The following is an 11,645-nucleotide window of genomic DNA, read 5'->3' on the forward strand; positions in this document are numbered from 1 at the left end:
CTTCAGATGTCGAGGAAGACCGTTTCCTTCTCACCCTGCAGGTGAATGTCGAAGACATAACTAGGGGCGCTGCCGGTCGCGACAAGCGTCGCGACGCGATGGCGATGCTCGACGCGCAAAAGCAAGGGATCGGCGGCGTTCGCCTCGGCTTCATCGGGGAAATACATCCGTGTGTGCAATCCGATATTAATGCCGCGCGCGACGATCCAGAATGTGATGTGCGGCGCCATCGGCCGGCCGTCCTTGAAGGGCACGGGCCCCGGCTTGATCGTGTCGAAACGGAAGACGCCGTCTTCTGCACCGGTCGGACACCGTCCCCAGCCGGAGAAGCTCGGATCCGCCGCGCCGCGCATTTCCGACGGCGAATTGTAGAGCCCTGCCGCATCTGCCTGCCAGATTTCCACCAGCGCATCCCGAAGCGGCGTCCCCGTACCATCGAGCACCCGGCCGCTGACGGTGATGCGTTCGCCGAGCGTGCGTTCGCTCACCATCGTTGTGCCGAGGTCGGCGTCATAGACGCCGCCAATGCCGCAGAAATTCGGCGTGAGGCCGATATGCACATAGGGACCGGCTGTCTGCGACGCCGTTTCCTTGAAATAGCCGAGCGCCTGGACCATCAATTGCCCTCCATGCGGTTTTCAAACAGCGTCGAGCGACGACCGCGCAAGACGATATCGAACTTGTAGGCCCGCGCGTCCATCGGGATGGTGTTTGCCCAATCGAGCGGCGCGATCAGTTGCTCGATCGCACGGCGATCGGCGATCGTGTTGACGATCGGACACTTCCAGATCATCGGATCGCCCTCGAAATACATCTGGGTGATCAACCGCTGGGCAAAGCCGTGGCCGAAAACCGAGAAATGGATATGGGCAGGGCGCCAGTCGTTGACACCATTCGGCCAGGGATAAGGCCCGGGCTTGATCGTGCGGAAGGAATAGAAGCCTTCCTCATCGGTGATCGTGCGGCCGCAGCCGCCAAAATTCGGATCGAGCGCTGCGAGATAGCTTTCCTTCTTGTGGCGATAGCGCCCGCCGGCATTTGCCTGCCAGAATTCAAGAAGAGCGCCGGGAACAGACCGGCCGCGTTCGTCGAGTACGCGCCCATGAACGATGATGCGCTCGCCGATCGCGCTTTCGCCCGGCTTGGCGAAGTTGTGGATGAGATCGTTGTCGAGTTCGCCCAGAATCGAATGACCGAAGACCGGGCCGGTGATTTCGGAAATGGTGCCGTCGAGAGACAAAAGCGCCTTCTGCGGCGAGCGCAGCACGGAGGTCTTGTAGCCTGGCGTCAGCGCCGGCGCATGCCAGTTCCTGTCGCGGGGAAAAAAGGCGCCGGTCTCCGGCTTCCGGTTGGCTCTATCGGACATCTCGTTGCTCCCGTCAGGCCGCCTTGCCGGCGTCCATTTCCGCAAAGACCTGTTTGACGATCTTGATTGCGTGGTTCGCCGCCGGAACGCCGGCATAGATCGCCACATGCAACAGCGCCTCGCAGACATCGTCACGGCTGGCGCCGGTATTGGCGGTCGCACGCACATGCATGGCAACCTCTTCGTCCTGGCCAAGTGCTGCCAGAAGCGCGATGGTCACGATCGAGCGCTCGCGTTTCGTCCAGGTCGGTCGCGACCAGACGTGTCCCCAGGCCGCCTCGGTGATCAGTTCCTGGAACGGCCGGTCGAAATCGGTCGAGGCCGATTGCGCACGGTCCACGTGGTTGTCGCCAAGGACGGCCCGCCGCGTCGCCATGCCCTGGCGATAGCGGTCGGAGGGCGCGAAGGCATCACTCATGGCTGTTGTCTCCATGCGTTACAATCTCGAAAAAGGCGCGCAATACCGCAGTCAATGCCTCCGGCTTTTCAACGCAAGGGATATGCCCGGCATCGCGGATAACCTCGTAGCGGGCGCCGGCAATAAGGCGAGCCGTGCTAAGCACCACATCCGGCGGCGTCGATCCGTCCTGGTCGCCGACGACGCAAAGGACGGGCACGGCGATGCGCCCGGCCGCTTCGGTATAATCGGCATCGCGGATCGCACCGCAGGTGGCGGCATAGCCCGTTACCGACTGGCGGATCAGCATGTTGCGGTAGCCTATCAACGCTGCATTTTCAGGGCGTCGGAACTCAGGCGTAAACCAGCGTTCAAGGATGCCGTCGGCGATCGCCTCAATGCCATGGACTTCGATGGCCGCGATGCGCTGCGCCCACAGTTCCGGCGTGCCGATCTTGTGCGCGGTATCGCAGAGAACGAGGGCCCGCACGAGATCCGGCCGCCGCTGATAGAGCGACTGGGCGATCAATCCGCCGACCGAGAGGCCGCACACGATCGCTTGGCTGACCGAGAGCATGTCGAGCAGGCCGGCAAGGTCATTGGCGTGGTCTTCGATCGCGTAAGGGAGCGGACCGATATCGGAGAGACCGTGGCCGCGCTTGTCGTAGAGAACGATCGCATAGTCGCCGGCAAGGCGGACGATGACATCACGCCAGATGCGAAAGTCGGTGCCCAACGAATTGGCAAAGACCAGCACCGGCCGCTCGGCCGTGGCGCCGATGACCTGATAGTGGATTGTGATGTCGTTAATGCGAGCAAACTGCACGGCGCTTCTCCTCTGCAACCAAATTGTCTGTTTAATCTGGTTAGGTAAAATGATATTTCACGGCATTCCATTAACTCAAGAGTTATGAATTCCATGGTCGACGCCCGGGTCAAGTTTCGTCATCTGCAGACTTTTGTCGAGGTCGCAAGGCAGAAGAGCGTCATGAAGGCGGCCGAACTTCTGCATGTCAGCCAGCCGGCTGTTACCAAGACGATCCGCGAGCTGGAGGAGGTTCTGGGCGTTGCCGTTTTCGAGCGCGAGGGACGCGGCATCAAGATCACCCGCTATGGCGAGGTCTTTCTTCGCCATGCCGGTGCGGCACTGACGGCACTGCGCCAGGGCCTCGATTCGGTCTCGCAGGAGCGCTCCGGTGATGGCGTACCGGTGCGCATCGGAGCATTACCGACAGTCTCGACACGGATCATGCCGAAGGCGATGTCGCTTTTCCTGAAGGAAGATACAGGCGCACGGATCAAGATCGTCACCGGCGAAAATGCCGTGCTTCTCGAACAGTTGCGGGTCGGCGATCTCGACCTCGTCGTCGGCAGGCTGGCGGCACCGGAAAAGATGACCGGCTTTTCCTTCGAGCACCTCTATTCCGAACAGGTGGTTTTTGCCGTTCGCGCAGGTCATCCCTTGCTTTCCGGCGCGCAATCGGCCTTCGCTCATCTCGGCGACTACCCGGTGCTGATGCCGACGCGTGCCTCCATCATCCGCCCCTTCGTCGAACACTTCCTGATTGCCAACGGCATACCGGGCCTGCCGAACCAGATCGAAACGGTCTCCGACGCCTTCGGCCGCGCCTTCGTGCGCGCCAGCGACGCGATCTGGATCATTTCGGCGGGTGTCGTTGCCAGCGACATCGAGGATGGCACACTTGCGGTCCTGCCGATCGACACCAGCGAGACAAAGGGCCCGGTTGGCCTGACGATGCGCGCGGACTCCATTCCGTCGCTGCCACTTTCCATCCTGATGCAGACCATCCGCGAGGCGGCAGCGGCTATCGCGCCGAAAGCCTGACGGTCGTCCGGTAACGGATACCGAGCCACCTTTACAAAACCTCCTCGTCAGCAGAGATTGCGGCCCTCATCCGTTCACCGAAACCACCATGCGATCGATCCAATGCAGCTCGAAATCTTCGCCGGACACCACATTGCCGACATGCTGGACTGGTTCCCGACTGCCGAAGCGCTCATTCAATGGGGCGGGCCCGGGCTCCGCTTTCCGCTTGATGAGACGCAGCTCGAGGAGATGCAGGCTTCGACATCCGGGGATGCACCGACGCGCTGGATGTTTGCCGGCATTGTCGACGACAATCTGGCCGGTCACGCCCAGGTCGCGCTCGACTGGGAAAATGGCGTCGGTCGGCTCAGCCGCGTGGCGATCAATCCGCGGCTTCGTGGCCAAGGCCTCGCCCATCCGTTCCTCCAGCGCATCATCGCGCGCTTCTTCGCAGACGCCCGCTTCGAGCGACTGGAACTCAACGTCTATACCTTCAACACGGCCGCAATCCGCACCTATCTGAAGCTCGGTTTTATCGAGGAAGGCGTTCGGCGGTCGTCGGCCAGGGTTGGCGATATCAGGTGGGACACCGCCATTTACGGCATGCTGCGCAGCGATCTCGCGGCGAACAACCTGGCTTAGAACGGCAGCCCGACATAATTTTCGGCAAGCGCTGTCGAGGCGGCGCGCGAATGGGTGAGATAGTCGAGTTCCGCCTCCTGGATCTTCTGGTCGAAATCGCCGGTATCCGGGAAACGGTGAAGCATCGTGGTCATCCACCAGGAAAAGCGCACGGCCTTCCACACTCTCGCTAGGGCATGCGTCGAATAGGCCTCGACCCCGGCATTCGAGCGGTCCTGGTAATGTTCCAGCAGCCCTTCGAAGAGGTAGTGCACGTCACTTGCCGCAAGGTTCAAACCTTTGGCACCGGTCGGCGGCACAATATGCGCGGCGTCGCCAACCAGGAACAGCCGCCCGAAACGCATCGGCTCGGCGACGAAGGAGCGGAGCGGCGCGATCGATTTTTCAAACGACGCGCCGGTGACCAACGCCTCGGCATGGTGCGCCGGCAATCGCCGCCTGAGTTCGTCCCAGAAGCGCTGATCCGTCCAATCCTCGATCTTCTCGTCGAGCGCGCATTGCACGTAATAGCGGCTGCGGGTCTGCGAGCGCATCGAGCAAAGGGCAAACCCACGCGGATGGTTGGCGTAGATCAGTTCATGGCTGACCGGCGGGACATCGGCAAGAATGCCGAGCCAGCCGAAGGGGTAGACTTTTTCGAAGGTGCGGATCGCCTTTTCAGGAACCGACTTGCGGCTGATCCCGTGAAAGCCGTCGCAACCGGCGATGAAATCGCAATCGAGACGGTGATTTATGCCGTCCAGTTCATAGGTGACGGATGGATTGTGGCCATCGAAATCATGCGGCTCGACATTTGCCGCAGTGTAGATCGACGGTGCGCCGGTGAGCGCGCGCTCTTCCATCAGGTCGCGCGTCAGTTCCGTCTGGCCATAGACCATCACGCGCTTGCCGCCGGTCAGGTCGTAGAGGTCGATGCGATGATCCCGGCCATCGAAGGCGAGCGAAAAGCCGTCATGCGGCAGGCCCTCGGCATGCATGCGCTTGCCGGCCTTCGCAAGGTCCATCAGGTTGACCGTTCCCTCTTCCAGAACACCGGCCCGCACCCGGCCAAGAATGTAGTCCTTGCTCACGCGATCGAGGATGACGTTGTCGATGCCGGCACCAGTCAGCAATTGCCCGAGCAGAAGGCCCGATGGACCTGACCCGATGATGACGACCTGTGTGCGCATGCATTCCTCCCAAAACTGACTTTTGACAAGACTCTGCTCGGGAGAGCCACCAGGCTCAATGGACATTTCGGTCAGGAAATTGCACTAATCGAACATCACCAACGGATGCGGTCGATGAAAAGGACGGTTCCAACCTACCAGCTTTACGGCGAACAATCGCTGGAACGGCCGGATTTCTGGCTGCATTGTGAGACGATCCCGTCGCGCAGCAGCCAGCATCATTGGGAGATCGGGCTGCATCGCCATGAGAGTTTCTTTCAGATCCTGTACATTGCCGGCGGATCAGGAGACGCGGTGTTCGGCGACACGGCGCACCCCATTCGCCCACCGGTGATGATCACCGTGCCGCCGGCGATCAGCCATGGCTTCCGCTTTTCCCGTGACATCGACGGGTTCGTGTTCACGGTCCTCGCAACGCATCTCAGGGTATCGCCCGGCGAGCGCAGCCGCCTCGGCGCCTGGATGGCGACGCCGCGTCTCACCCGCCTCGACGGCGGCGACGACAGCCGGTATGTGGCATTGACCCTTGCCCGGCTGGGTGCGGAGTGGGAAGCCAACCGGAGCCACCGCACCGATCTGCTCGACGCCTATCTAACGTCGGCGTTGACACTGGGCGCCCGCCTCGATGAAGCGCAACCCGTCGAGGACGACGCCGCCGACACGGAAAACGAGCAACGCGTCGAACTTTTCATCAGCCTCGTCCAGCAACATCATCGCACGCACAAGCCTGCAGCGTTCTACGCACGCGAGATCGGCCTATCGCCGACGCATCTCAACCGTATCGCCCGCAGCATCACCGGCCAAAGCGCCCACGAGATCATCGCACGCAAGCTGACGGACGAAGCACGGCGCGAGCTCGTCTTCACCCGCGGCAGCGTGCAGGAGATCAGCTTCCGGCTCGGCTTCGCCGATCCCGCTTATTTCTCTCGCTTCTTCCTGCGTCAGACCGGCATGACACCCAGAGCCTGGCGTCTTTCCGAGCGCACGAAGCTCGGCGCGTAAGCGCCCAGCCAGAGTGCCTACCGGACTGCATACGATTGCCGCCGCTACAGAAATCGCCCCGGCAGCGACGGCCGGCGCATGACGAGCGACGCCACCGTCGCCAGCAGCATGATGATGCCGAGCAGGAAGAAGGCGTCGGCGTAGCTCATTGTATAGGCCTCTCGCTGCACGACCCTGGCGACCATTGCCGTCGCCTGGCCCACCGCATCCTGTTCGCCTGGCGCCCGTGGCCGAAGGGTGCGCGCGAGCGCCTCCATGCGAGAGAGTGCTTCGGGGTTGCCGCTGTGCACATGAAGACCGATCAGGTTGGAATGGACCTGCTCCTGCACGCGAACGACCGTCGCAACAAGCGCCATGCCGACGGCCGACCCGACCGTCCTGACGATATGCACGAGCGAAGCGATCCAGGGTATTTCCTGAAACTGGATGTCTTCGGTGATCAGCACCATGGTCGGCACCGCCAGCAGCGGCGCCCCGAGCGCCTGCAGCATCACCGGCAACAGGAAATCGCCGGCCGCCCAGACACTGCTGAGATTGACCGCCATCAGGATGCCGCCGCCGGTCAGGATCCCGCCTACGGCCAAGAGATTGCGCGGGTCGACCCTGTAGCAGAGCCAGGCGACGACGGGCGTCAGCAGCAATTGCGGGATAACCGCATTGAGAAACAGCCCGCCGCTTTCGAGCGCCCGGTAGCCCTGAACGCGGATCAGATATTGCGGGATCAGGAAGGCGGATGACATGATGGCGAGCCTGACGGCAAACATCATCAGCAATCCGAGCCCGACATTGCGCCGCCAAAGCAGCTTCGGACTGACGACAGGCTTCGGATGCAGCACGGCGTGGATGAAGTAGGCGCCGATCAGGAACACGCCGGCCAGAAGCAACCCGACGATCGGGCCCGAGTGCAGCCAGTCCAGCCTGTTGCCCTGGTCGAGCGCCGTTACCAACGCCGCCAGACCAAGCGAAAGTGCCAGGAGCCCAAAACCGTCCACCTTGCGGAAACGCATATATTTGATCGGCTCGTGCGCCAGGCCATAACCGGCGGCAAAGACTGTCAGCGCGCCGGGGACGGCATTGAGCCAGAAGAGGAACTGCCAGGACAGGCGATCGGTCACCCAGGCCTCGAGCGAGACCGAAAGGCTGGGTGTGACAGTCGAAATCAACGCATAGAGCGACAGACCATACAGGCGCTGCTGCTGCGGCAAGTGGCGCATGATGACGGCATAAGCCATCGGAATGAGGATGCCGGCGCTCAGTCCCCTCAGCGCCTGCAATGTCAAAAGCACCTGCAGGTTCGGGCTGAGCGGAACGGCGAGCGAAAAGATTGAAAACAACCCCGCGCCGATGATGACCCCGCGCGTCGGCGAGAGAATGCCGCGCAGCCAGACTGCGGCCGGGATCGCGGTGACCTCGGCGACGATATAGGCCGTCGTGATCCAAGACGCTTCGTCGAAGCCGAGACCGAGTGCGCCTCTGATATCCGCCAGCCCGATTTCTGTCAGGCGCGAATTGAGGATCGAGGTAAAGGTGCCGAGAAGCACGGCTCCGATCGCCACGATGGTTTTCACGCTTGGCAACGGCACGCCAGGCTTTGCGATCGCAACGGATGTCATCGTCAGCCCTCCCCGTCCTCAGAGCTTCGCGGGCGTATCGGTGTGAATGGTCGACACGACCGACATGCCGGGCCGCAACTGCTGGCGCAGCCCCTCGGGCACATCGGTCAGCGCTATCTTCACCGCGATGCGCTGGGCGACCTTGGTGAAGTTGCCGGTGGCGTTGTCGGCAGGCAACAGGGCGAATTCCGAACCGCTCGCGGGCGAGATCTGCTCTATGCGGCCGGCAAGGCGTTCGCCCGGAAACATATCGACGGCGATCGTGACGGCCTGGCCGACCCGGACTTTGCCGAGTTGCGTTTCCTTGTAGTTCGCCACCACATAGACATTCGGCAGCGGAACGACGGAGATCACGCGCGTCCCAGCCGACACATACTGGCCGGCACGCACACTGCTCACATTGACGACGCCGTCGGTCGGCGCGATGACCTTGGTATAGCCAAGTTCGATTTCGGCAAGCTGAAGCTCGGCGCGCCGACTGGCAAGCTCGGCCGATGCCTGTTCGCGCTGCGTGCCCAACACGTCCAACTGCTGCCGCTCGGCATCGACTTCGGCCTGCTTCTCGATCATCTGGGCTTCGAAGCGGCGGATGGCGGCAAGCGCCTCTTCCAGCCTCTGGCCGGTCGACCAGCCGTCGCGGGCGAGTGTCTTCTGCCGACCATGCTCGGCGGCCGCGCGATCGCGGTCTGCGGCCGTCGCCTGAATGCTCGCTTGCGCCTGCGCGATGATGCGGTGCTGCAACCGCACGCGGCTATCGACATTGCGGATCGCCTCTTCGGCCGCCGATACGGCAGCCCGCACACGGCTGACCTTTGCCAGATATTCGGCAGGATCGATTTCGGCCAGGATATCGCCGGCGTGCACGCGCTCGAAGTCCCTGACGAGAACGGCGCGAACATGTCCGCCGATCTGCGTGCTAACCGGCGTTATGTCGGCGCGCAGATAGGCGTTGTCAGTCGATTGGTCGGTGAAACCGGCCACCCACTGCCCCCAGCCGAGCGGTATCACCGTGGCAAGACCTATGCCCATGACGATGACGGCGGCGCGCGTAAGGGCGAGATAGCTCCGCTTGCGGCGCTGCTTTTTCGTTTGCCTCGGCTCTTCGCTCTGCGACCGGCCGGTTGCTGGGGTCTGCATCGGAGCCGTTCGCTTGTCCTGAACGGGAAGTTCCGTGACGACTGCGTTCATTGCCGTAAATCCTTTGGGTCCGTTGGACCAGATCAAGATTTCGACAATATGAGCCCTGAGCGGCAATGAATGAAATGATCATTGAGCATGTGAGAAATGAGTGCCATTCATGCAGATCAAAGATACCGGCGTCATTCTTCGACGCCATAGCGCCTGGCGCTTTCGATCAGTTCATTGCGCAGCCATTGCACCGACGGATGTGCGCCCATGGTGCGATGTGACAGCATGGAGATCTGAAACGCCGGCGCCTGGTAGGGCGGCTCCCGCCAGGTCAGGTCGAGTGCCTTGGCGGCGCGCTTGGCAAATTGCAGCGGCGTGAAGGCGAGCATATCGGTCGCAGCCACCAGCGAGGGCACGGCCAAAATGTGAGAAACGGTGGCTCCGACCTTGCGTACCAGGCCTTCGGCACCAAGCAGGGCCTCAATATGACGCGGATTGCTGGTGATATAGGCGCGTTCCAGCCCGCCTTGATCGATTGTCGCGCCAGCACCCGCCTGGATCTGGTCGGAGATCAGAATGTCGATCTGCGGATAGAGCGAAAGTTCGCGCAGGCCGAAGGCGCCCCTGGCGGCGGGATGATCCCGGCGCATCAGCCAGACGCTTTGGTCCGAAAACAGCGGTTCGCTGACGAAGCGCGAGGGCGTCTTGCCGAAAACGCCGATGGCGACATGGATTGTTCCGCGATCGAGTTCCTCGGTGATGTTCATTTCACTGAGCGCGCGCACGCGGCAGCGGGCGTTCGGCGCCGCCTTGCGCATGCGCGACATCAAATCCGGGACAATCGTTGCGGTGATGTAGTCCGAAGTCGAGATCGAAAACTCGACCTCGGACGTTGCCGGATTGAAAACCGGCTCGGACAACGCAGCCTCGATCTGAACGAGGGCCGGTTTGAACGCTTGCGCCAATTCGGCCGCCCGGGGCGTCGGGTGCATGCCGTCGAAGCCGCGGATGAACAGTTCGTCGCCGATGATCTCGCGCAGTCGCGCCAAGGCATGGCTGACAGCCGATTGCGTCAGATGCAGGCGCTCGGCTGCCCGGGTGACGCCACGCTCGTCCAGCACCGCATTGAAGATCCGCACGAGATTGAGATCGAGATTATGAACGTCACGCATATTCGACATGGCCCTGATTCATTTGATTAATGTAGCCGGGCTTCGCATATCCCGCCAGTCAGATGCGCGCCGCCGCGGCCATCGGGCTGGAGCGCGAACCCACGGGAAGGTGTGAAATGATGATCCAGGAAGACGCGCGGCAATGGCCTTGCCGGAATGAAACGCTCGGTACCACTTTGAAGCCCGGTCAGAGAATGCTTGCAGATGCCATCCTGTACCTGGCTTCGGTGAGCCTTTTATGGTGGATGGGAATCCCATTGAATTGAGCGAGATTGCGCCACGCGCGACAGTCCACGCAAGAGAAGGGACCGAGTGGGACAATGCACGACATCACTGCTGGATCCGCAGCTCCACCCCTCTGAGCCTTTGCCTGTGAGGCGCCGGATCGCTGGGGCCATTATTGGCCTTTTGATCTTGCGATCGTACACCCATGGCCGTTTAATGTGAGAAACCTAGCTGGCACCCACCTGGCTGAGGAGAGCCCGCGCTCATGAAGCCAATGAACGAAAAGCACCTCGCGGTTCTGCGCAGGCACATGGTCGAGGTGATTGCAATCTATGCCGACCTTGAAAGCGAAGAACTCGGCAAGGCGGCGTTCGATGAACGGGTGATGGCAGCGATGCTCCAGGTGCCCCGGCATCTCTTTGTGCCCGCACCGGCTGCGCCCTTTGCCTATCAGGACATGCCGCTGCCGATCGGCTTCGATAAAACCGTGTCGCAGCCCTTCATGGTCGCTCTCATGATCGATCTCCTTGATCCCCAACCGCATGAGGCAGTGCTCGAGATCGGCACCGGCTTGGGCTACCAAGCCGCAATCCTCGCGGAGCTCGCCGGGCAGGTTTGGAGCGTTGAAATCATCGAGGAATTTGCAAGCCATGCCGAGGCTCTCCTCCGAAGCCTCGGCATCTCAAATGTCGGCATTCGTATCGGCGATGGGTCTGGCGGTTGGCCCGAACGCGCGCCATTCGACAAGATCCTGGTTACGGCGGCGGCCGAGGAGGCGCCGCCGGCCTTGCTCGAGCAGCTCAAGCCAATGGGCCGTTTGGTTCTTCCTATGGGCTCTGAACAACAGTTTCTGACTGTCATTGACAAGGATTCGGCGGGACGACTCGAGACGCGGCAATTCATCCCGGTTCGGTTCGGCCGGCTCGAGACGGTCTGATGCCCGCGTTGCCATCTGGCAAAATAGACCCTCACATTCTATTCCGAGGATCGTTTACCACGCCCATGCAGACGCTCGGCTGATTGACAAAAATCCTGATGTGAGCGGATTTGACCCGAAAGCCAGCATCATTGCCTGCACGAAGTTTGCCAGGGGTTTCAGGTGG

General features: G+C 61.7%; 12 protein-coding genes. 4 read left to right on the forward strand and 8 right to left on the reverse strand.

Translation table 11 applies throughout. From position 1 onward, the window contains the following. Positions 1–2 precede the first annotated feature (2 nt). Genes pcaG through pcaD form a run of 4 tightly spaced genes read right to left on the reverse strand, consistent with a single transcriptional unit; the run spans position 3 to position 2,589 of the window. On the reverse strand, positions 3–617 hold the full coding sequence (gene pcaG / locus ASD03_RS36000) for a protocatechuate 3,4-dioxygenase subunit alpha (RefSeq protein WP_057218973.1): 615 nt from the start codon (positions 615–617) through the stop codon (positions 3–5). Then, entirely contained in the window at positions 617–1,366 is a 750-nt protein-coding gene (gene pcaH, locus ASD03_RS36005) for a protocatechuate 3,4-dioxygenase subunit beta (protein ID WP_057218975.1), read from the reverse strand. The genes pcaG and pcaH overlap by 1 nt, the downstream gene beginning before the upstream one ends. A gap of 13 nt (positions 1,367–1,379) precedes the next feature. Next, positions 1,380–1,784 carry a 4-carboxymuconolactone decarboxylase gene (gene pcaC / locus ASD03_RS36010; protein ID WP_025429133.1) on the reverse strand — a complete coding sequence of 135 codons (405 nt, stop codon included), beginning with the start codon at positions 1,782–1,784 and terminating at the stop codon, positions 1,380–1,382. Further along, positions 1,777–2,589, reverse strand: coding sequence for a 3-oxoadipate enol-lactonase (pcaD, locus tag ASD03_RS36015; RefSeq protein ID WP_057218977.1), 813 nt, complete (start codon positions 2,587–2,589; stop codon positions 1,777–1,779). Before pcaD ends, pcaC begins: the two co-directional genes overlap by 8 nt. Positions 2,590–2,682: 93 nt before the next feature. On the opposite strand from pcaD, the gene pcaQ reads away from it, so the two are divergent. Both pcaQ and ASD03_RS36025 read left to right on the forward strand, forming a co-directional pair. Beyond that, entirely contained in the window at positions 2,683–3,609 is a 927-nt protein-coding gene (pcaQ, locus tag ASD03_RS36020; protein WP_025429135.1) for a pca operon transcription factor PcaQ, read from the forward strand. Between the two features lie 102 nt (positions 3,610–3,711). Further along, on the forward strand, positions 3,712–4,233 hold the full coding sequence (locus ASD03_RS36025) for a GNAT family protein (protein WP_057218979.1): 522 nt from the start codon (positions 3,712–3,714) through the stop codon (positions 4,231–4,233). On the opposite strand, the gene pobA is transcribed toward ASD03_RS36025, so the two are convergent. Next, complete coding sequence (gene pobA / locus ASD03_RS36030; RefSeq protein WP_057218981.1) at positions 4,230–5,402, reverse strand: 4-hydroxybenzoate 3-monooxygenase; 1,173 nt, start codon at positions 5,400–5,402, stop codon at positions 4,230–4,232. The genes ASD03_RS36025 and pobA overlap by 4 nt on opposite strands. 114 nt (positions 5,403–5,516) lie before the next feature. Here pobA and ASD03_RS36035 point away from each other — a divergent pair, with 114 nt between their 5' ends. Further along, positions 5,517–6,404: a helix-turn-helix domain-containing protein gene (locus ASD03_RS36035; protein ID WP_057204817.1), complete on the forward strand. Its 888-nt coding sequence runs from the start codon at positions 5,517–5,519 to the stop codon at positions 6,402–6,404. A 44-nt stretch (positions 6,405–6,448) separates the two neighbouring features. Here ASD03_RS36035 and ASD03_RS36040 read toward each other — a convergent pair whose 3' ends face one another. The 3 genes from ASD03_RS36040 to ASD03_RS36050 form a co-directional block, all read right to left on the reverse strand. Further along, positions 6,449–8,017, reverse strand: a complete 1,569-nt coding sequence (locus ASD03_RS36040; protein WP_057218984.1) for a DHA2 family efflux MFS transporter permease subunit — start codon at positions 8,015–8,017, stop codon at positions 6,449–6,451. Between the two features lie 18 nt (positions 8,018–8,035). Beyond that, positions 8,036–9,205, reverse strand: coding sequence for an HlyD family secretion protein (locus ASD03_RS36045; RefSeq protein WP_057218986.1), 1,170 nt, complete (start codon positions 9,203–9,205; stop codon positions 8,036–8,038). A gap of 131 nt (positions 9,206–9,336) precedes the next feature. After that, the gene (locus ASD03_RS36050) at positions 9,337–10,326 is read right to left on the reverse strand and encodes a LysR family transcriptional regulator (protein WP_057204748.1); all 990 of its coding nucleotides are present in this window, start codon (positions 10,324–10,326) and stop codon (positions 9,337–9,339) included. A gap of 481 nt (positions 10,327–10,807) precedes the next feature. On the opposite strand from ASD03_RS36050, the gene ASD03_RS36055 reads away from it, so the two are divergent. Continuing rightward, a complete protein-coding gene (locus ASD03_RS36055; RefSeq protein ID WP_057204750.1) occupies positions 10,808–11,479 on the forward strand; it encodes a protein-L-isoaspartate(D-aspartate) O-methyltransferase in 672 nt (223 codons plus the stop codon). Positions 11,480–11,645 lie beyond the last annotated feature (166 nt).

The organism is Ensifer sp. Root127, assembly GCF_001425225.1.
Taxonomy (GTDB): Bacteria; Pseudomonadota; Alphaproteobacteria; order Rhizobiales; family Rhizobiaceae; genus Ensifer; species Ensifer canadensis.